Annotated in this window: 20 protein-coding genes and 1 tRNA gene; 11 read left to right on the top strand and 10 right to left on the bottom strand. The window is 72.5% G+C overall.

Annotated elements, in window-relative coordinates; translation table 11 throughout:
- Positions 1–39 precede the first annotated feature (39 nt).
- Positions 40–1,419, bottom strand: coding sequence for an LVIVD repeat-containing protein (locus BLR04_RS09410; protein ID WP_090761794.1), 1,380 nt, complete (start codon positions 1,417–1,419; stop codon positions 40–42).
- 83 nt (positions 1,420–1,502) lie between these two features.
- On the opposite strand from BLR04_RS09410, the gene BLR04_RS09405 reads away from it, so the two are divergent.
- The gene (locus BLR04_RS09405; protein WP_090761792.1) at positions 1,503–2,117 is read left to right on the top strand and encodes a DUF305 domain-containing protein; all 615 of its coding nucleotides are present in this window, start codon (positions 1,503–1,505) and stop codon (positions 2,115–2,117) included.
- 38 nt (positions 2,118–2,155) lie between these two features.
- Here the strand turns inward: BLR04_RS09405 and BLR04_RS09400 are convergent, their stop codons facing one another.
- Positions 2,156–2,572 carry an SsgA family sporulation/cell division regulator gene (locus BLR04_RS09400; RefSeq protein WP_020547189.1) on the bottom strand — a complete coding sequence of 139 codons (417 nt, stop codon included), beginning with the start codon at positions 2,570–2,572 and terminating at the stop codon, positions 2,156–2,158.
- A 729-nt stretch (positions 2,573–3,301) separates the two neighbouring features.
- Here BLR04_RS09400 and BLR04_RS09395 point away from each other — a divergent pair.
- Positions 3,302–3,376: transfer RNA gene (locus BLR04_RS09395), tRNA-Val, on the top strand.
- Positions 3,377–4,041: 665 nt separating this feature from the next.
- On the opposite strand, the gene BLR04_RS09390 is transcribed toward BLR04_RS09395, so the two are convergent.
- Positions 4,042–4,611, bottom strand: a complete 570-nt coding sequence (locus tag BLR04_RS09390) for a phospholipase D-like domain-containing protein (RefSeq protein ID WP_176903011.1) — start codon at positions 4,609–4,611, stop codon at positions 4,042–4,044.
- Between the two features lie 215 nt (positions 4,612–4,826).
- Between BLR04_RS09390 and BLR04_RS09385 the strand changes: the two genes are divergently transcribed.
- The 7 genes from BLR04_RS09385 (at position 4,827) to BLR04_RS09350 (ending at position 9,662) form a co-directional block, all read left to right on the top strand.
- The gene (locus BLR04_RS09385; RefSeq protein ID WP_090761790.1) at positions 4,827–5,225 is read left to right on the top strand and encodes a hypothetical protein; all 399 of its coding nucleotides are present in this window, start codon (positions 4,827–4,829) and stop codon (positions 5,223–5,225) included.
- Positions 5,225–5,674, top strand: a complete 450-nt coding sequence (locus tag BLR04_RS09380) for a nitroreductase/quinone reductase family protein (protein ID WP_143021996.1) — start codon at positions 5,225–5,227, stop codon at positions 5,672–5,674. Before BLR04_RS09385 ends, BLR04_RS09380 begins: the two co-directional genes overlap by 1 nt.
- A complete protein-coding gene (locus BLR04_RS09375; RefSeq protein ID WP_090761786.1) occupies positions 5,671–6,309 on the top strand; it encodes a TetR/AcrR family transcriptional regulator in 639 nt (212 codons plus the stop codon). Before BLR04_RS09380 ends, BLR04_RS09375 begins: the two co-directional genes overlap by 4 nt.
- The gene (locus BLR04_RS09370) at positions 6,306–6,746 is read left to right on the top strand and encodes an anthrone oxygenase family protein (protein WP_218128792.1); all 441 of its coding nucleotides are present in this window, start codon (positions 6,306–6,308) and stop codon (positions 6,744–6,746) included. The genes BLR04_RS09375 and BLR04_RS09370 overlap by 4 nt, the downstream gene beginning before the upstream one ends.
- A 104-nt stretch (positions 6,747–6,850) precedes the next feature.
- Positions 6,851–7,528, top strand: a complete 678-nt coding sequence (locus BLR04_RS09365; protein ID WP_218128791.1) for a hypothetical protein — start codon at positions 6,851–6,853, stop codon at positions 7,526–7,528.
- Positions 7,529–7,951: 423 nt separating this feature from the next.
- On the top strand, positions 7,952–8,695 hold the full coding sequence (locus BLR04_RS09355; protein ID WP_090761782.1) for an SDR family NAD(P)-dependent oxidoreductase: 744 nt from the start codon (positions 7,952–7,954) through the stop codon (positions 8,693–8,695).
- Between the two features lie 103 nt (positions 8,696–8,798).
- On the top strand, positions 8,799–9,662 hold the full coding sequence (locus BLR04_RS09350) for a hypothetical protein (RefSeq protein WP_090761780.1): 864 nt from the start codon (positions 8,799–8,801) through the stop codon (positions 9,660–9,662).
- A gap of 48 nt (positions 9,663–9,710) precedes the next feature.
- On the opposite strand, the gene BLR04_RS09345 is transcribed toward BLR04_RS09350, so the two are convergent.
- Genes BLR04_RS09345 through BLR04_RS09340 form a run of 3 tightly spaced genes read right to left on the bottom strand, consistent with a single transcriptional unit; the run spans position 9,711 to position 14,969 of the window.
- Positions 9,711–12,941, bottom strand: coding sequence for an ATP-binding protein (locus tag BLR04_RS09345; RefSeq protein WP_176903010.1), 3,231 nt, complete (start codon positions 12,939–12,941; stop codon positions 9,711–9,713).
- On the bottom strand, positions 12,938–14,239 hold the full coding sequence (locus tag BLR04_RS40505) for an oxygenase MpaB family protein (protein WP_176903009.1): 1,302 nt from the start codon (positions 14,237–14,239) through the stop codon (positions 12,938–12,940). Before BLR04_RS40505 ends, BLR04_RS09345 begins: the two co-directional genes overlap by 4 nt.
- A gap of 22 nt (positions 14,240–14,261) precedes the next feature.
- Positions 14,262–14,969, bottom strand: coding sequence for a Crp/Fnr family transcriptional regulator (locus tag BLR04_RS09340; protein ID WP_090761777.1), 708 nt, complete (start codon positions 14,967–14,969; stop codon positions 14,262–14,264).
- A 178-nt stretch (positions 14,970–15,147) separates the two neighbouring features.
- Between BLR04_RS09340 and BLR04_RS09335 the strand changes: the two genes are divergently transcribed.
- Complete coding sequence (locus tag BLR04_RS09335; RefSeq protein WP_090761775.1) at positions 15,148–15,735, top strand: RNA polymerase sigma factor; 588 nt, start codon at positions 15,148–15,150, stop codon at positions 15,733–15,735.
- Here BLR04_RS09335 and BLR04_RS09330 read toward each other — a convergent pair whose 3' ends face one another.
- From BLR04_RS09330 to BLR04_RS09320, 3 genes are all read right to left on the bottom strand, one after another.
- Positions 15,736–16,965, bottom strand: coding sequence for a hypothetical protein (locus BLR04_RS09330; protein ID WP_090761773.1), 1,230 nt, complete (start codon positions 16,963–16,965; stop codon positions 15,736–15,738).
- 217 nt (positions 16,966–17,182) lie between these two features.
- Complete coding sequence (locus BLR04_RS09325) at positions 17,183–17,602, bottom strand: hypothetical protein (RefSeq protein WP_090761771.1); 420 nt, start codon at positions 17,600–17,602, stop codon at positions 17,183–17,185.
- Between the two features lie 92 nt (positions 17,603–17,694).
- On the bottom strand, positions 17,695–18,855 hold the full coding sequence (locus BLR04_RS09320) for an alpha-hydroxy acid oxidase (RefSeq protein ID WP_090762253.1): 1,161 nt from the start codon (positions 18,853–18,855) through the stop codon (positions 17,695–17,697).
- A gap of 97 nt (positions 18,856–18,952) precedes the next feature.
- Here BLR04_RS09320 and BLR04_RS09315 point away from each other — a divergent pair, with 97 nt between their 5' ends.
- Positions 18,953–19,585 carry an HD domain-containing protein gene (locus tag BLR04_RS09315; RefSeq protein ID WP_090761769.1) on the top strand — a complete coding sequence of 211 codons (633 nt, stop codon included), beginning with the start codon at positions 18,953–18,955 and terminating at the stop codon, positions 19,583–19,585.
- Here BLR04_RS09315 and BLR04_RS09310 read toward each other — a convergent pair.
- Positions 19,538–19,801: a DUF4031 domain-containing protein gene (locus BLR04_RS09310; protein WP_090761767.1), complete on the bottom strand. Its 264-nt coding sequence runs from the start codon at positions 19,799–19,801 to the stop codon at positions 19,538–19,540. The genes BLR04_RS09315 and BLR04_RS09310 overlap by 48 nt on opposite strands.
- Positions 19,802–19,821 lie beyond the last annotated feature (20 nt).

Below are 19,821 nucleotides of genomic sequence, written 5' to 3'. Positions count from 1 at the left end.
CCTTCGCGCGGGCGGCGGGTCCCGCCGCCCGCGAGGTCCTCAGTACGACTTCTGGGTCTGGACGTTGAAGTCGTCCATCGTGACCTGCTTGGCCGGGTCGATCAGCGGGTCGTCGATCCGCAGCACGTCGAGGCCCGCCTTGATGTCGCTGGAGTAGACGTAACCGTTGTAGTAGTAGGCCGACCACGACCCGGCGATGCCGCCGCCCGGGTACGGCGGACGGTCGAAGAAGCCGATCTCGCGGGGGTTCGCCGAGTCGGTGAAGTCCCAGATCGACACGCCGCCCTGATACCACGCCTGCACCATGACGTCCTTGCCGGGCACCGGGATCAGCGAGCCGTTGTGGGCCACGCAGTTCTCGGTCTCCTGCTGCTCCCTCGGGATCTTGTAGTAGCCACGCCGCTCCAGCTTGCCGTTCACCAGGTCGTAGACGGCGTTGGCGCCCTTGGTGGCCGGCGTGTTGCGGTCGCAGGTGGCCTGGCCGCCGCCGCCCAGCTCGTCGCTGAAGACGACCTTCGTGCCGTCGTTGTTGAACGTCGCCGAGTGCCAGATCGAGAAGTTCTCGGTGTCGGTGAGCTGCTGGAGCACCTTCGGCTTGACCGGGTCGGAGATGTCGAGCAGCACGCCGTCGCCGAAGCAGGCGGCGGCGGCCAGCTTCTTCTCGGGGTAGGCGGTGATGTCGTGGCAGCCGGCGGCGAACGTGGAGTGCCGGCGCTCGGGGAAGATGTCGGGCTTCGCGACGACGCGCGCCGACGCGGGCTCGTCCATCGGGATCTCGACGACCTGGATCAGCTCGTGCGGGGCCGGACAGGTCAGCGACTCCGGCTCGGGGCCGGGGGAGGAGACGTAGACGTAGAGCGTGTCGCCGTCGGGGACCATCGTGTGGGTGTGGGAACCGCAGTCGGTGGCGACGGCGCCGACGTACCGGGGGCTCGCCTTGTCGCTGATGTCGAACAGCCGCAGGCCCTCCCAGCTGCGCGTTCCGGGGCTGGAGCCGCACCGCTCGCCCGACTGGGGCTCGTCGACCGACAGGATCAGCAGGTCGCGGTAGACGGTGACGTCGTTCTGCTGGGCGGGGCAGGCCACCTGGCTGACCAGCTTCGGCTTGGCCGGATCGCCGATGTCGAAGACGGAGAAGCCGCCGAAGTTGCCCACGTACGCGTAGTCGCCCTGGAAGGCCAGGTCGGTGTTGAAGTCGTCGTCGCCGTTGAACGGCGCCGCGCGCGGCACGTTCGCCACGAGGGTGACGTTGTCGCTCTTGATGACGCCGTCCGAGGCCCCGCCGGGCGACGGGGCACTGCTCTCCCGCGACGGGTTCGCCGGCGTCGCATCACCGACCACCGGGCCGTCCGCCGCGCATGCCGACGTCAGGAGCAGCACCGTGCAGAGCAGAGCTCCGCGCAACGTGGCAGCGATCAACACGCATCCCCTTCGTCTCGTGGCCCACTATGGAAGCTATGCCAGCAGGTTCACGGCCGCGTACGGTCTTCATCACAGTTGTGATGACATTTCTGGTTGCTGGGTGCTCGCCGGAGTTCTCCGGTTCGTCGGGACCGTCGCCGGTCGGCACGGACGCTCCGGTCATCGTGCCAGGCAGCCCCGGCGCCCCGGCGCGCACGGCGTCGCCGGGAGAGCGGATCGGGCAGGCGCCCGCCGCGGCCGTCGCGGCGGACGTACGGTTCGCCGAGGGCATGATCCCGCATCACCGGCAGGCTCTGGAGATGGCCGCGCTGGTGCAGGCCCGTACGACGACCAGGACCGTGCGGTCGTTCGCCCGCCGCATCGCGGCCACGCAGACGCCCGAGATCAGGGCGATGGCCGGCTGGCTGCGGGAGCTGGGCCGTACCCCGCCGGACACCCACGCGCACGCGGACGCCGCGGGCTACGGCATGGCGACCCGGAAGGAGCTGAACGCGCTGCGCGCGGCCAGGGGAACGGCTTTCGACCGGCTGTTCCTCCAGCTCATGACCCGGCACCACGAGGGTGCGCTGCGGATGGCGGACGAGCAGCTCGCGAGCGGTGCCGACCAGCGGATGCGCCTGCTGGCCAAGGACGTGTACTCGGGACAGAGCATCGAGATCGCCCGCATGCGCAAGGCCCTGGAGGCGTTGCGCTGAGCCGGGCTTCCTCGCCCCGACTCGGGTGACGCCGACCGTCAGGACGGCCAGAGCATGTTGGTGAGCTCGGCGTCCAGGTCCATGAAGTCGGTTTCCCGGCCCGCCGGCACCTTCTCGTAGGTGCGGTGGAGGAACTCCGTGAGCGGGGCCAGCGGCACCTCGAAGAGCGCCTGACCGAACGGGGAGGTGAGACTGATGTGCAAAGTACGTTCGCCGTCGGCCCTAGCGGGCCAGACCTGCACGTCGCCGTCGCCGACGCGTCGAACGATGCCCACGGTCAGCAACTCGCGGGCGAAGATCCACTCGACCGGTTCGTCATTCCCCACGTGGAAAGCCATACGGATGGCATACGGGTCGTCGGCTGTGTAGCTCAGTCCGGCGAGCAGGGGGACGGTTGTCCGGTCGGGGACCACAAGCCGAAGGCCAAGCTCGGCGGAGACGGTGGTGCTGTTCATCGTCAGCCAAACCTTTTCGTCGTAGGTCCCCTCTTCGGGGCTTTCGCTGCTCTGACGGACTTCGTCCTGAGCTATGACGCGGAACGAAGAAACCCGTAGGAAAGATTCCGCTTCCGGGGCCTTCTGTAACGCACATCACAGCTGGACATTTAGGCATCTACCTGGCTAAACGGCATCAATCGGGTCGTATTTGCAAGGGTTTTGCGTGCTCTGGAGCCTGCCCCGGACGGCTCCTCCATGAACGTTTCTCGCGTAAAGATCGTGGCCGCAGCCTTCCGGGACAGGACGATGGTATGCCACCCACCCGCCGTGCCGATGGGCAACCGCCGCGTTTCACCCGAATCCCTCTGGCGCCGCCTCCGCGAGGATCTCCGGCCGCGTCGCGACCCGGGAAACTTCGCCCTTCCCGCGCCTCGACGGCGGGGCCCCGGCCGCGAGACGGGCCCTCCGCCGCGCGGGGCGGGTGACAGGCCGGCCGCGGAGACGCCCTTGGCGGGTCGCGTGTCGTCCGGTACGGGGGGCGGGTCGCTCGGTCGCCTTCGGGAGGCGTCCGCCCGGTCTCCTGGGACGGTCCTCGGGTTGTCCGGGTGGGCGGCGGGACGGTCTGTCCGCCGTCCGGACGGGCGTCGTGGCCTGCGGAGATCGCGTCCGGAGGACTTCGCTTCGCCAGCAGGTGCCGGAGTGCGGTATGGTTTTCCCCGTCGGCACCGCGAAGGAGCCGGCAAGGGCGGGCGATTAGCTCAGGGGGAGAGCGCTTCGTTCACACCGAAGAGGTCACTGGTTCGATCCCAGTATCGCCCACCATCGCCGAGAGGCCGGTCCCAAAGGACCGGCCTCTCGGCGTATCCGGACCGACCGATCTCCGTGGCATGCCGGAGAACCGCCTGGGGCCGTGACGCCAGGACGCCCGAACCCCACCAGGGCCATGGGGCCGGGTGTGAGGCGCTCGCGCCGGCCGGCTTCTCGTAAGACCCTGTCAGGGCTCCTCTGCCGGGTGGTCCGCCGTGCTGCCGTGCTCTCCCGCAAGGTCTCGCCGCTGCGGGGCCGGCGAGGGCCGGGAAGGGGGCCGCCGGTCGTCGACCCGCGTGAGAACTGAGGTCGCCGCAGGAGCCGAGGGCTGTGCCATCGCTGCGCGGTGCCAGGTGGCCGAAGGCGCGCCGTCGCGGCACGTCCCCGCCGCAGGGGTCGCGTGATCGCGACGCTTGGCTCGCTGGATGCGGCGGTGTGAAGCATCAGTGCGGGGATTTGATGCCGAGTTTCGGGATCATGCTCCAAGGTCCACTTGATAACCGTAATGCCGCCTTGTCCGATCTTCTGATTGATCGTCCCAAGAGAATGGATTTAGCGGTATGTGAGCAAGCTCACATACCGAAGATCGAGCTATGGAATTTCCGTCCATGGGGTGAATCGATCCGGTCGCTATTCAGGATTGCGGATCATTGCCAAAAAGGATGCGGCAGCCGTATTGGCTAGAAGTCTCGCGAGCGTCGCAAATCTGGCGGACGGCCGTCCGGATCGACCGCGAAGCGGTACAGCGGCATCGCGAGCAGTTTCCGAACCCGTGACAGATGGGGAGCGGCGTGCGTCCGCAGGCGGCCGGGCGGGCGGGGCCCCACGCGGCCGCGACGGTGCCAGGCGTCCAGCGCCGCGGCCGAACGGGCGAACGCGTCGAAGGCCGCCACCGGGTCGCACAGCTCGTCACGCCGTCCGTCCGGCAGGTCGAGGTGCTCCGCCATGAGATCCAGCCGCAGGTCCCGGGCGAACCGCAGCGCGCCGTGCGGTGGCCGCGGGTCCTCCCGGGCGTCGAGGACGGCGCAGCTCAGCTCGGAGTCGTACGTCCACGACCGCAGGTTGACGTTGTCGGAGCCGACCGAGCCCCAGACGTCGTCCACCACGCACGCCTTCGCGTGGACGTACACCGGCGTGCCCCGATGGTTCTCGCCGTACGCGTGGGGCATGGGGGAGGGCTGCGGGTCGCCCTCGTGGGAGGCGTCGTCACGGCGGCCGTGGCACAGGTCGATGCCGCCGGCGAAGGCCACGTCACGGGCGGGGTCGCGGTAGTGGCGCAGGACGACGAACTCCTGGTGGTGCGCGCCGCCCGCCTTTGTGCGCGTGTCGAGCGGCGCCTGGCCGCCGGTGCCTGGTCCTCGGTGAGCTTCGGACGGCGCCCGCTGACTCGTCCGCGGGCCCGCACTGCAAAAATACGTTAACGTACGTTACCATAACGGTCGTTAACCTACTTGGAGGGGGAGCCGTGCTGGATCAGCTGAAACGGGCGCTCGCCGCGGAGGACGCCACTGCCGTATCCGTGGTGCTGGCCGAGGACGTCATCTCGCGGGTCGCGGTGCACGACGAGCCGATCAAGGGGGCCGGTGCCGCGTCTCACATCAGCGGGGCTGTACTCGACGGGGAGCTGCACGACATCGAGGTGTCGGCGACCATCGGCGGCGTCGGCGACACCTCGGTTCTGATGTTCGGCGCCCAGGTCGCGGGCCACCCCGGCCGGGCCGACGGGCTGCTCGTCGCCCGCCAGGACCGGGACGAGCGGATCTCGGATCTCACGCTGTTCGTCCGGCCGCTCGCGACGTTGCAAGCGCTGGCCGACGAGATGGGACGGCGGCTGGGTGTGCCGCGCCCCGGCGGTGTCGTCTGATGGCCACCCCATCGCCGCGCAACTGGATCCCGGCCGCGATCCTGTCCTCACCGCTGCACCCGATGATGAGCCGGAGGAGTCTCCTGCTGAGCTTCACCGGGCGCCGCAGCGGCGTCCGCTACGTCACCCCCGTCAACTACCTCCAGCGTGACCGCGAGCTGCTGATCACCACGAGGAGTGGGTGGTGGCGCAACTTCGACGGCGGGGGGCCGGTGGAGCTGCGGCTGCGGGGCCGCCGGGTCGCGGCGGTGGCCGAGGCGGTGCGCGAGCCCACTGTTGTGGCCGAGGCGCTCACCGCACTCGTGCGTGACCACCGCGCGTACGGGCGCTGGGCGCGGGTCCGGGTCGGCGCGGACGGCACCCCGGACACCGCAGACGTACACGCGGCTATCGCGAGCGGCCGGGTTCTGGTCCGCGTGCTACTGGACGGCGAGACCATCACCCCATGACCGCAACGCACCGCAGGCGCCGTGGCACCGGGCACGAGCTGCGTGAAGTGGTGGTCCGGGTGGCCGCCGACCTGCTGGCGCAGCTCGGCGACGCCGACGCGCTCACCATGCGGGCCGTCGCCGCCGCCGCAGGCGTCACCGCGCCCTCGGTCTACCGGCACTTCCCGGACAAGGAGGCGTTGCTGCGTGTTGTCATCGCCGAGCGGTTCGCCGAGTTCACCGAGCAGCTCGAAAGCGCCGCCGTGTCCGCCGCCGGCGACCCCGTCGCGCGGCTCGAGGCGATCGCCAGGGCGTACGTCCGGAGCGGTCTGGAGCAGCCGGGGCACTACCGGGTGCTGTTCAGCGCCATGAACGCGGGCCCGGCCGGGCTGGGGCTCGAGCCCGGCGCTGCGCATCCCGGCGCGGCCTCCTACAAGGTACTGGTCGATGCGGTCAGCGCGTGCCTGTCGCCCGCCCGCCGCGGTGCGGCGTTCGTGCTGGCCACAGAGCTGTGGGCTTCCCTGCACGGCGCCATTGACCTGCGCATCACCAAACCCGACATGCCATGGCCCGAGCCCGATGCGCTGATCGAGACGGCGTTGACCGCTGTGCGGGCCGCATCGCCGTCGAGGCCACTACCCGCGGAGTCGCCGTGAACCTGCTCGTCTTCGTCACACTGGCCGTCACCGGTTTCGTCGCCTGTTCCGAGTTCGGCTCCTATGCCTTCGTCCATCCTGTGCTGCGCCATCTGCCCGGCACCGAACGCATCACCGTCGAGAAGGGCCTGCTCAAGACATTCGGGCGGGTCATGCCGGTCGGGATGACGCTGTGCGTGGTGCTCGCGGTGGCCGTCGCGATCGAGGGCAGCGGGCCCGGGTGGCTCGCCTGGTCCGCGGTGGTCGCGTTCGCCGTCGCGGTGGGGTTCACCGTCGCCGTCAACGTCCCGATCAACATCGCCACCGGACGCTGGGACCCGGCGCACCCGCCCGCCGGATGGGAACGGACCCGCCGCCGCTGGGAGGTCTTCCAGGGCGTGCGCTCCTGGCTGCTGCTGATCGGTTTCGTCCTGGTCTGCGCGGCAGGCACCGCCTGATCAGCGCGCGGCGGCCGCCAGCACCACAGCCCGTTGTCTCTACATATGGCAATTCAGGGCATGCGCTCGCCCCTACCACGTCAAACGTGAATACGGAGGCAGTCATGGACTTCTCTCGACTCACCGGCATCGCCGCCCTTGGCTTCGCCGTCACGATCGTCCTCGCCAACGCGATCATGGTGCCCGCCGGCCTGCCGCTCACCGGTGCCGAGATCGGCGAGGTCAACGCGTTCTTCGGCACCGAGGGCGATATCGTGGCCATCGCGTCCGCGCTCACTCCCTCCGCCTGGCTGCTGGCCACCTTGTTCGGCGCGGGCGCCGTCTCCGCGCTGCGGCGCTTCGAACGCGGCCGGGGCGAGGCGTGGTCACTGTTCGGGTTCACCGGCCTGGCACTGCAGAACGCCACCTTCGCCGCGGTCATCGCGACCCGCCTCGCTCTCACGTCGACGGCCGCGCGCGACAGCGCCACAGCCGGGGGACTGTGGGTCCTGCACGACGCGCTGTTCACCCTCAACGGCACCTTCCTGGCAGTCGCCCTCATCGGCCTGTCCGTCGCCGGCCTGCGCGCCGGTCTCATCCGGCCGTGGCATGGCACCCTGGGGCTGGCATCGGCCGCGCTGCTGTTCGGCTCGGCCACCCTCACCCCCCTGGTCATCGACCACACCGGCCCCCTCGGCCTCCTTGGCCTCGCCGGCTGGCTGATGTGGGTTGCCTGGATCATCGCGTACGGCATCACCCTGATCCGCCTGAACCCAGCCTCGTTGTCGCACGAGGTGAGCTGACCAGTCGTGGAGGGCCCCTCCACGACAGAAGCGCAGCAGGTCGAGGTGTGAGCGCCAGATGGGCCCGCGTACGTACGCACCGCGCCCGGCCGTCCGCGCGAGGGCCGTGCCCACGGTCGGCCCATCGGGGGAGAGGCGTTCGTCGGGGTCGCCGCGCCAGTGAGCGAACATCAGGGAGTCGCCCTCGCCGAGGCGTTCCAGGCAGGCCAGCAGCTCGGCGTCGTACGTCGAGCCGTGGAGCAGGGGGCGCACCTCGTTGCCCGACGTCCAGGGAGCCAGAGCGGTGGCCGGATTGTCGCGTTCGTCCTCTGCGAGGAACCAGTCCTCGATCCGCATCCGCTCGCCGCTACCCAGGAGACGGGCGAAGATGCGGGGAAGGCCCCGGCGGGGGATGCCCGTACGTGATCCTCTAGTGTGCGGGGGATGAGTGGACGTGCAGTACTTGTCACCGGGGCGTCGAGGGGAATCGGGCGGGCGGTCGCGGCGGCGTTCGCCGCTCGCGGGGACCGGGTCGCGATTCATCACCGCGACTCCGCGAAGGAGGCCGAGAGCCTGCTCGCCGAACTGCCCGGGGAGGGGCACACGATCGTCCGCGCGGACGTCGCCGACGCCGAGCAGGTGCGCCGGATGGTCGACGAGGCGGCCGAGGCGCTCGGCGCGATCGACGTCCTGGTGAACAACGCGGGCCTGTTCCTGCACCACCCCGTCACGGAGACCACGTACGAGGAGTGGCAGCAGGCGTGGCGGCGCACCCTCGACGTCAATCTGGTCGGCGCGGCGAACGTGACCTGGTGCGCGCTGCGCCACATGCCCCCCGGCGGCCGGGTGATCAACGTCTCGTCGCGCGGCGCCTTCCGTGGCGAACCCGACAGTCCGGCGTACGGGGCGAGCAAGGCCGGGATGAACGCGCTCGGCCAGTCGCTCGCCATCGCCCTCGCGCCGCGCGGCATCGCGGTCGGCACGGTGGCGCCCGGCTTCGTCGAGACGGACATGACGAACGAGCACCTCAAGGCTCCGCGCGGCGACGCGATCCGGGCGCAGAGCCCGTTCGGGCGGGTGGCCCGCGCAGAGGAGATCGCCGGAGCCGTGCTCTACCTGGCCTCTCCCGAGGCCGAGTGGGCCAGCGGCACGATCATCGACCTGAACGGCGCTTCCTACCTCCGCTGACCCCGCAGCCATCGCAAGTCGGCAGATTCTAGCGATCCCCCGGATATCGCGGTTTATTGTGAACTCTCAGGGCACTTCGTGAACTCGCGTTGAGGGGGACGGTGTGGCCAAGAGCGGCGGCCATGCGCTTGCCACGGCAGCGCTCTGCGTGTCGGTCCTGGTGGTCGTCGCCGTGCTCGGTGCGGTGGCCGGGTTCGCGAGCCCGGTCATCGCCCTGGTGGCGGTCCTCGCGGCTCCGTGCGGGCTCGTCCTCACGTACGACCTGCTGCGCCGCAGGGAGGACGCCGCCGAGGAGCGCCGCCTGCTCGCCAGGGAGCGCGACCACGTCCGCCGGACCGTCGACTTCGTCGCCGACCCCGACCTGACGGAGGAGGAGCGCCTGGTTGTCATCGACTCCTTCGTCCCGTGGCTCGGCGTGAGGGCCGACCGGGCGGTCCTCACGGAAAGGCTCGTCCTGGTACGGGAGCTGCCGCCGCCCGCCCGCGCCCTGCTGGAACGCGCCAGGCGGGCTGTGACCTCGGTCTACGCCTCGCTGGCCATGCGCCACAGGATGCTCGACGGCCTGGCGAACGAGGTGGTGCTCCCGCGCCAGATCTGGGAGATCGCCGTGTTGCTGCGTACCCAGGCGTCCCTCCAGGAGGAGCAGGACCGCGCCCGGCACGGGCTCGTGACGCCCGAGCTGGAGGCCGTGCTGGAGCCGCAGCAGGAGGCGCTGCGCCGCTCCCTGGCCGCCGTCACCTCCCGGGTGGAGAGCTTGGAGCGGTACGCCCGCCGCGTCCAGGAGGCGGACGCGGCCCTGCGGGCGCGCGAGGCGCTCGACAACAACCACAAGTACCGGGCGCTGCTCGCCCGTACCCACGACCAGGACGCGGTACGGGCGCTGGAGGCCCAGGGCGAGGCCCTGGAGGAGACCCTGGCCAGGAGCGTGCGGGAGGCCGTCGAAGCGGGCCGCACCCTGGCCCTCTGAACCAGTCGCCCTCTGAACCACTGGCCCTCTGAACCGCCGGCCGTCCGGTCAGTGCAGGCGGCGTTCGAGCAGTACGGCGCCGCGGCCGGTCAGCAGGCCGCGGCACCACGCGCGCAGGTCGGCCGGGTCCGGCCCGGCCGTGCCGCCCTCGTCGAGCAGGTCGGCCCAGTCGAGCAGCGACTCGGCCAGCATCAACGGCACCCCGCGCCGCTCGTGCACCTCCGCCGCCGCCTCGAAGTGCCCGGCGGCGCGCTCCCGGTCGCCCGCCGCCACGCACAGGTGCGCCAGGTAGTGGTGCCCGCAGTGGTGGGCCACCGTGCCGTGCCCGAACGTCTCGCCCTCGCCGGACAGCGCGTCGTACAGGCGTCCGGCCAGGTCCGCGCGTCCCAGCCGGGAGGCGGCGACGGCGAGGTTGTCCAGCGCCGGCCGGTGCGCCATGTTGCGCGGCGGCTCGGCCCCGCCGGCCGCCAGGATGCGGTCGAGGAGCGGCGCGGCCTCCTCGTCGTCCAGCTCGCACAGGTAGCGCAGCACCGCGTGCACCGGGTCGACGCGCGGGGCGAGCGCCGCGCGGCGCAGCCGGTCGCGCAGCTCCCACAGCCGCCCCTGCAGCCGCCGGATCTCGGCGATCTGCTCGGAGTAGATCGCGACCGCCTCCAGCCTGCGGCCGATCTCGGAGCCCAGCCGCATGGCCGCCTCCGCCTCCGCCTCGGCCTGCGCGAGGTCGCCGCGCATGAGCGTCAGGCCGGCCCTGGAGTAGCCGAGCAGCCAGTCGAGGTGCGGTTGCCCGAGCCGGTGCGCCAGTTCCCCTGCCCGGTCGAGCAACTCGCCCGCCCGCTCCGCGTCGCCGCTGTCGAGCACCGGGGGAGTGCGCTGCACGTACGCGTGGAACAGCACCAGGTCGTCGCCCGTGCGCCGGGCCGCCTCCAGCATCTCGTCGCCGTCGCGGTGCCGCTGGTGCAGCGGGTCCGCGGGGACGATCGTGAGGCTGCGCATCCCCAGCACGCTGGCCAGCGTGCGCGGGTCGCCCGCCTTGCGGGCCAGCGCCACCGCCTCGTCGCTCAGCGCGAAGCGCCGCTCGCCGCCGGGAGCCCAGATGAGCTCGGAGGCCAGCATGGCGGCCAGCAGCGCCCGCGTGCTGACGTCCGTCGAGTCGACCACCCGGCGCGCCTCGGTCAGCAGCGCGATGCGCTGCTCGTCGGGCGCGGCCGAGACCCCGGAGAACCCCCGGTCGCCGCCGAGCGCGGCGAGGACGATCAGGTCGCCGCGCCCGTGCTCCCTGGCCAGGTCGGCCGCCTCCAGCAGGGTCGGCCTGGCCTGCGGGTCGCCCGCCAGCCACATCGCCCGCCCGCACTCCACCAGCAGCTCGGCGCGCCGCTCCGGCGTGGTGGCGGGGAAGTCGGCCAGCAGGTCGAGCACCCGCTGGTACCAGGCGACCGCCTCGCGGTGGGCCAGCCCGGCGAGTGCGTGCTCGGCGGCCCGCACGCCGGCGTCCACCGCCGCGCTCACCCTGGCCGGGTCGCGGCCGTGCTCGGCGGCGGCCATCACATGGGCCGCGACCACGTACGGGCGCGTCCGCAGCGCCGTCGGGTCGGTGGCGCACACCGCGTCGGCGACCCGCCCGTGCAGGAGCGCGGCGCGCGGCGGCGACAGCGTCGCGTACAGCGCGTTCCTGGTCAGCGCGTGGGAGAACTGGCAGGAGCCGTTGGCCGGCGTCGTCACCAGGCCCGCGCCCATCGCCTCCTCGACCGCCGCCACGAACCTGGCCTCGCCCGCCACGCCGTCGAGCCCGAGCCCGGCGCGCAACTCGGCGAACTCCATGCGCTCACCGACGGCCAGCAGGCTCACCAGCTCGCGGGCGTCGGGGTGCAGCTGCGCGAGGCGCGCCACGACCATGCGGGTCACCGCGTCGGGCACGGCCAGCGCGTCCAGCTCCTGGCCCGCGGCCAGCTCCCTGACCACCTCGCTGACGAGGAACGCGTTGCCGCCCGTGATCCGGTGCAGCAGCTCGGCGTCGCCGCTCGCGCGCGCCCCGTCCAGCGCGAGCGACACCTCCTCAGGACGGAAGGCCGGCACCTGGACGACCCGCGCGCCGGCGGTCAGCCGGTGCAGCTCGGGCCCGGTCGCGCTCGCGGCGGAGTCGACCGGCACGGGCCGCGACACGGCGAGGACCAGCAGCGGCAGCGCCTCGGCCTCCCACATGAGCGCGCCCAGCATCTGCAGCGACTCCAGCGTCGCCCACTGCAGATCGTCGATCACCAGCAGCACGGGACGCACCGCGGCCAGCCGCTCGACCAACGTCCGGGCCGCGGCCATCAGGTGGTACCGCTCCGACACCGGCTCGGTGGCCGGCGGCACCTGGAGCGACAGCGGCGGCGCGCCCAGCGACGGCGCGAGCCGGACCAGCTGCCCGCAGCGCTGGTCGACGCCCGCGCGCAGGAGCAGCGCGGGCGAGGAGCGGGCGAGCCGCTCCACGGCCCCGGCGATCGGCTCGTACGCCTGCCGCGCCGGATTCGTGCACCGCCCGGCCAGCACCGTGAACTGCCGCTTGAGCGCCCGCCGGGCCACCTCGGAGGCGAGACGGGTCTTGCCCGCCCCTGGGTCGCCTTCGAGCACCACCAGCCCGCTGCCGAACTCGGCCGCCGCGAGCGCGGAGTCGAGCGTCCGCAGCTCCTCCTCGCGCCCGACGAACGGCAGCACGTGGCCCTCGTCCAGCCACGGGGCGAGCGCCCCGCCCAGGTGGTGGGCGGCGCTCTGCCAGTGCAGCTCGTACGTGTGCAGCGGCTCGCGCAGCCCCTTGCCAGGCAGCCGCCCGAGGTCCTTGAACTCGTGCCTGCCGCGCCCCTGCGCCAGCCGCCGTACCAGGTCGGTGCAGAGCACCTGGCCGCCCTCCGCCACCGCGACCAGGCGGGCCGCCTCGACCGTCGGCAGGCCGCTGACGTCGTCGAGCCCCCAGCACACGTCGCCGGCCGCGAGCGCCGCCCGGACGGAGATCCGGTCCGCGGCCCGCTCGTTCTCGTCGGCCACCGCCTGCTGGACCGCGATCACCCCGTCCAGCCCCGCCGTGGCCGAGCCGAACACCGCCATCAGCCCGTCGCCCAGGCTCTTGGTGAACGTAGAGCCGTTCGCCGTCACCACCGAGTGCAGCAACTCGTACAGGCGGCGGAAGACGACGTTGGCCCGCTCCTCGCCGAGCCTGACGCGCAGCGCGGTGGAGCTGACGACGTCGGTGAACAGGATGGTGGCGGTGGTGAGCGTGCCGGGCGGCTGCGGGGTGCTCACGCGCGCGGCCCTCCCGGCTCGGCGGGCGTCCGCCGTCGCGCCGCGCCCCGGAAGAAGCCACGGGCCCGCCGCCGGACGGTACGGGTCCTGACCGCCACGCCCGACTGCCGGATGCGCCAGGCGCGCGCCAGCTCCTCCGGGATGCGGAACGCCGCGTGCCCGTCGGAATGCCGGTCGATCATGCCGACGACGATGTGCCGGCCCACCCGGCGGACCAGTCCGCGCACCACCACGTCCACGGGACCGGCCGGCCGGCCGTGGCGGTGGGCGGCGCGCGCCACCGCGAACAGCGCCGTGCACCACCACGCGGGCTTCGGCACGCCGAGCAGCTCGGGCACCCGGTCGGCACCGTGCGCGGCGTCGCGGAACACCCAGTGCACCAGGCTGCGCGGCAGCTTGCGCCAGCCGAGGTGCATGAACTCCTCCATCTCGGCCAGCAGCGTGGCCATCAGGCGGCGGCCCTCGTCGCTGGACTCGTACAGGCGGCCCAGCCTGCGGCTGACCGGATCGACGTCGGCCAGGGTGAGGGGCCCGTCCTGGCAGGCGTCGACGCCCATGATGTGCCCGAAGACGCTCCAGGTGTACAGGTGGGCGGCGCGCTGCTCGGGGGTCAGCGTCACGCCCATGGTCTTCAGCGCCTCCCAGGTGACGACGGAGAAGTCGAAGATCGTGGCCAGCAGCAGCTCCTGGTTGACCGGCGGGCCGTGCCGGGCGGTGTCCCAGCTGTCGCCGAAGCGCTCGTCCACCAGCGCCCGTACGAACGAGTGCAGGATGCGCAGGCCGATCGCCGTGGTGTGCCCGGGGCCGCCCGGCAGCAGGCTGTCGGTGGCCTTGAGGCCCATCACGTCCACGAGCATCTGGCCGGTCTCCGCCACCCGGCGGGTGAGGCTGTGCGTCGCCAGGTTGGAGACGCCGTACAGCACCTTGGCGCTCGACACCTCCACGTACGCCATCGGCAGGCACTTGCAGAACAGCGCGGCCGCCTGGTAGAGCCCGTAGTCGGCGAACACGGCCTGGCCCCTGGCCAGCAGCTCCTTGTCGTCGCCCCACGCGGGCAGGCCGGCGGCGAAGTCGATCGCGTCGAAGATCAGCGACGCGGGAGGGTCGCCCGACGGCGCCCTGGCTTCCCGCTTGGCCAGCGCCAGCTCCTCGACCACGCCCTTGACGAGGTCGAGGGCGCTCCTGCCGTCGGGCTGCGCCCGCAGGTACTCGGCGACGACCTTGTCGATCTCCGGGTCGGCCTGCTGCCGCAGCCGCCGGAACCGCTCCTGCGGCCAGCGTCCATCGTGATCGTTCATGTGACCCGCACTCCAGATCCGGTCAGAGGCCGCCCCGTCTGCGCAGGGCGGCGACATCCAGCAGGGTGATCGTCCGGCCGTGGACGGCGATGAGGTGGTGCGCCACGAGCGACTGCAGCGCCCGGTTGACGGCCGGTCGCGTCGCGCCGACCAGCGCGGCGAGGTCGGACTGCGTCAGCCCGGGCAGATCGACCACGTCGCCTGGCCGGCCGTTCCGGTCGGCCAGCCGGAGCAGCAGCTTGGCCAGGCGTCCGCCGAGGTCGAGGTAGGCGAGGTCGGCCGCCTGCCCGGTGAGCCTGCGCACCATCCGGCCGAGCAGGCGCAGGAACTCGTCGGTCAGGCCGGGGTGCTCGTGGATCAGCTCCACGAACCGGGCCCGGGGCAGCGCGAACACCCACGCAGGCCGGGTGGTGACGATCGAGGCCGAGCGCGGCGAGCCGTCGAGCAGCGCCAGCTCGCCGAAGACGTCGCCGCCCTCCAGCATGTTGAGGACGATCTCGGCGCCGTGCTCGGTGGTGAACACCACCTTCGCCAGGCCGTCCAGCAGCACGAACAGTGACTCGCCAGGGTCGCCCTGGCGCAGGATGGTCTCGCCCTGGCGGTAGCGGCGCGACAGCCCGGCCCTGGCGACGTCGCGGATGCCGTCCTCCTCGAGGACGCGGAACAGCGACGTCCGCGACAGCACGGCGGCGACCCGCTCGGCGTCGTGCGGCCCGCTGCGCGCGTTCATGCGAGAACTTTAGGCCGCACGCACCCGGCCGACAGAAGGGCGGAACTGATCTTTCCTCTGTGACGAACGCCACATCCGGACTGTCACGCCCGAGACAGCCCAGCCCGGTCACCGGGCGCACGGTGGGGGAGCCGTCCGGAGATGACCCCCCGAGTGTCCGGCCGGCAGGGAGATCGACATGCACGTGGACACCGTCGCGCGCCCGGACGCCGCGCACACCGACACGGCCGCTCTCGTGGCGGCCGCGAAGGAGGGCGACCCCGTCGCCTGGGAGCAGCTGGTCGAGGAGTTCAGCCCCATGCTGCGGGGCCGCGTCCGCCGCTTCAGGCTCCGGCCGGAGGACGCCGAGGACGTCCTGCAGACCACCTGGCTGCTCGCCTGGCAGAACCTCGGCAGCGTCACCGACGGCCACCGCTTCGCCGGGTGGCTCGCCACGATCGCCTTCCGCGAAGGGCTCAAGCTCACCCGGCGGACGAGGGAGATCTGCATCCCCGACCTCGACTCGCTCGGCGGCACCGACGACGTCGACCGCGAACTGGCCAGGATCTGGCTGGCCGGCACGCTGGAGGAACTCGTGGACGAGCTGCCGCCGGCGCAGCGGGTCCTGTTCAGAGCGCTCACCGAGACCTCCGAACCGCATTACGTGGACGTGGCGCGCAGGCTGGGCAGGCCGGTCGGCAGCATCGGGCCCACCCGCGCCCGCTGCTTCGCCAGGCTCAGGGGCCTGCTCCAGGACCGCGAGATCACCAGGGACTTCCTCGACTGACTACTCCGCCGCCGGGTCAAGCGGGATCGCCTCCAGGAACGGTGCGAAGTCGAAGTGCGCCATCTCGTACGCGTCCGGGTCGGTGGTCCGCGACGGGTAACGATAGAGCCCGCCCCCGCTCATCGGCTCGGGCACCGTGCCCCGCGCCATCTCCTCGGCCAGCCGGTCGGCGACGTCCTGGGCGAAGGGCGCCGAGTAGAGGGCGTTCACCCGCTGGTAGACGCGGAAGTAGCTGACGATGAACCGCATGCGGTCGCGGTAGGACACCCAGTCGGACACCCCGGCCGTGGACGCCTGCCGGTCGTCGGTGACGAACTCCTCGGCCAGCTTGCGCACCCGCTCGTCGCGGATGGGCGCCCACGCCTGGTCCATGTCGACGCCCTCGGGCGCGGTGAGCGGCCGGCCCACCCGGATGTCGCTGAGCGGCGTGCGCACCGCGAAGAAGTGGCGGGTGTAGAGCGAGGACCACAGGCTCTCCAGCGTGCGGGTGAGCCACGGCTGGTCGGCGTGGGCGGCGGCGTACAGGCGCAGGCGGGCGAACGGGCGGCGGGTGACCAGCGAGCGCAGCGACCGCCACGACACCCGGGTCAGCCAGCGGACCGGCCGGTAGAGCACGAGCTCCAGCGCCGCCTGGGCGCGGGCCTGCTCGTACGCCGACAGCGCGATGTTGGCGCCCAGCATCAGCTCGGCCCTGGCCCGCGGGTCGGAGGTCCGCGCCGCCTCCCGCATGAGCTCGACGGCGTCCCTCAGGTAGCGGGGGTCGGCCGGTGAGAGCAGGTCCGACAGGAAGCGCGGCGGCGCCGGCGTCAGGTCGGGGCTGACCTTGAGGAGGCGGCAGGGGGCGTCCTGCCACAGGTTCGCCGCGAGGCCGGCGGTCTCCAGGAAGATCGCGCGGTTGGCCAGCGCCAGCCCGAGCTGGTAGCTGGGCCCGAGCAGGGTGAGCAGCGCGGCCCGGAACAGCCCGCGCAGCCGCTTCGGCACCCGCAGCCGCCGGCCGAAGTCCTCGATGAAGGGCGAGGCGGGCGACAGGTCGAGGCTCTCGCCGATGGCCTTGGACGTCCAGGCGGCGTAGCAGTACCAGTTGTTCGTCTCCGTGCCGAGGCGCGTGGCGAGGTCGGCGGCCACGCGGTGGTAGCTCCAGGCGATGACCATCGCCTCGAGCGCCGGGCCGCGGCCCTGGTAGGCCGCGATGCGCAGCACGTCGTCCGCGGTGAGCGCAGGGTCGGGCATGTGGGGTCTCCCGTTCGCCGGTGCCCGGTGGCGCCGGACACAGCGGTGTCAACACGCGGCGGCCCGTCCAGCCGCCAGGGCAGGAGCCTAGGAATCGCGGCTTGCGACCCGTTTGCAGGACTCTTGCCAGATTTGAGAAGTCCGGATCGTGCCGCCCCAGCGGCGACCCCAGGGACGGCCCCGGGGACGGCCCTGGGGCGGCACGATCCGGCGGTGGTCACTCCGTCACCATCAGCTTGCTGATCACGACGAAGCCGCCCAGCGCCCCCGCGGTGCCCGCGGCCGTCGTCGTGGTGAGGTTGACCACCAGGTCATAGGTGCCGGGAGCGAGCAGCCCCCGCATGGGGATCGAGGCCGTGTAGCGTCCCGAGCCAGGCGTGAACGTCAGCTCCACCGGCGGCGACGGGTGCCGCGACTCGCCACCGCCCACCAGGTCCGCGATGACCTCCAGCCGCCACCGGCCCGCCAGCCAGTCGACGAGCTCGCCGGTGACCTCCCAGCTCACGTCCACGGTCCAGCCCTCGCCCCGCCGCACCACCTTGGTCGGCTGCGCGCCGGGGTCGACAACCTGGCCGTGGACCACCCCTGCCAGCTGCTCGGCCGGCACTTTCATGAGGTGGAACTCTCCGGACGCCATAGCGGTCTCCTCTCACAGGACGGGCCTGTGAGCACCAGAGCGACCATGGCGGTCGTCAGATACGCGTCATGCCGATCGGGAGCGAACCTCGCTCAGCGCAGCCGTACGAGATCGGGGCCGAGGCCGTCGACGCCGGTCACGCCGAGCAGTTGCAGCGTACGGACCAGCTCCGCGCGCAACAGCTCCAGCACCCGCCGCACCCCCGGCTCGCCGCCCGCCATGAGGCCGTACAGGTAGGCGCGCCCGACGAAGCAGGCCCGCGCCCCGAGCGCCACCGCCGCGGCCACGTCGGCCCCGGTGCGCACGCCGCCGTCCATGAAGACCTCCGTACGGTCGCCCACCGCCTCCACCACGTGGGGCAGCAGCTCCAGCGGCGTCACGGCGCGGTCGAGCTGGCGCCCGCCGTGGTTGGACACCACGATCCCGTCGACCCCCATGGCCGCGAGCTGCTGGGCGTCGTCGACCCGCTGCACGCCCTTGACCAGCAGCCGCCCGTCCCAGGCCGACCGGATCCACTCCAGGTCGCGCACGGTCACCGACGGGTCGAACATCAGGTTGGTGAGCCCCGCGATGTCGGGCGGCGCGTCGTCCATGGTGGCGAACCTCAGCGGCTCGCCGGTCAGGTGGTCGAACCACCATGCCGGTCGCCGCGCCGCCTGCAGCAGGCTGCGCCAGCGCAGCGTGGGCGGGATCGTCAGCCCGTGGCGCACGTCGCGCAGCCGCGCCCCTGCGACCGGCACGTCGACGGTCAGCACCAGCACGTCCATGCCGGCCTGCCGGGCCATGGACAGCGTCTCCAGGTTGCGGGCGCGGTCGCGCACCACGTACAGCTGGAACCAGTTCCACCCGCCAGGCGCCGCCGCGGCGACCCCGGCCGCCGTCGTCGTGCCCATCGTCGACAGCGTGTACGGCACCCCCGCGCTCGCGGCCGCCCGCGCCACCCCGGGCTCGCCCACGCGGTGCATCATCCCGGTGAAACCGGTCGGTCCGAGCACGACCGGCATCGTGACGCGCCGCCCCAGGATCTCGACCTCGGTGGAGACGGCCGAGACGTCGCGCAGCACCCGGGGACGGAACTCCACCCGGGCGAACGCCTCCCTCGACCGGGACATCGCCAGCTCGCCCTCGGCCGCGCCGTCGACGTAGTCGAACACCATGCGCGGAGCGCGCCGCAGCGCCAGCCTCCGTAGATCGGCGACGTCGGCCGCGGTGGCGATCCGGCTCGACCGCGACCAGCGGGGCCACCCGGGCATGAGCGGCACCAGCTCCCGCCAGCGAGGCAGGCGCCGCGGCTCCCGTGCTGTCGTCCCGATACCGGCGACGCTACCAGCGGGGGCGTACGGTGAACAGATGATCGACGACTGGACCGCGCCGGCGGGCCGCTCGCCCGCCTCGCTCGCCACCGGGGCGGAGCTGATCGCCCGCTGGTCGGAGCCGCACCGCCGCTACCACACCCTCGACCACCTCGCCGCTGTCCTCACGGCGCTCGACGGGATCGCAGGCGAGGCCCGCGACGAGACGGCCGTGCGGCTCGCGGCCTGGTTCCACGACGCCGTCTACGACGGCAGGCCCGGCTGGGACGAGGAGCGCAGCGCCCAGCTCGCGCAGGCGAGGCTGCCCAGGTGCGGCGTGCCCGCGGAACGCGTCGCCGAGGTGGCCAGGCTGGTACGCCTCACCGCCGCGCACGACCGGGTGGAACCGGACGACCGCGACGGCGCGGTGCTCTGCGACGCCGACCTGTCCGTACTCGGCACCTCCGGGTACGCCGCCTACGCGGCCGCCGTCAGGAAGGAGTACGCCCACGTGCCCGACGACCTGTTCGCCGAGGGCCGCGCGCAGGTGCTGCGCCGTCTGCTCGCCACACCCCGGCTGTTCCGTACGGCGCGGGCGCGCGCGTTGTGGGAGGACCGGGCCCGAGCCAACATGACGGCCGAGCTAGCGACGCTTGCGGCGGCGCAGCCCGGCGGCGATCAGACGCCGTAGCAGCTCGTACGAGCTCACCGCCTCCGCCCCCAGGGCGACCGCCTCGGCGTGGACGGTCTCCGGCACGTCGTAGTGGTCACGGTCGAACGCCCGCGACGGCACCCCGAGGCGGGCCGCGAAGTCGTGCAGCTCCTCCAGCGAGCTGTCGCTGACGAGGTGCGACCACATCAGGCCGCGCGGCCCGGGCCACTGGGGCGGATCGATCAGGACGGTCACGTCGTCAAGGGTAGGACCCT

This window comes from Nonomuraea maritima (genome assembly GCF_900100395.1).
GTDB classification, from domain to species: Bacteria; Actinomycetota; Actinomycetes; order Streptosporangiales; family Streptosporangiaceae; genus Nonomuraea; species Nonomuraea maritima.
Note: the sequence above shows the minus strand (reverse complement) of the source record. Positions and strands in the feature narration are given on the sequence as shown.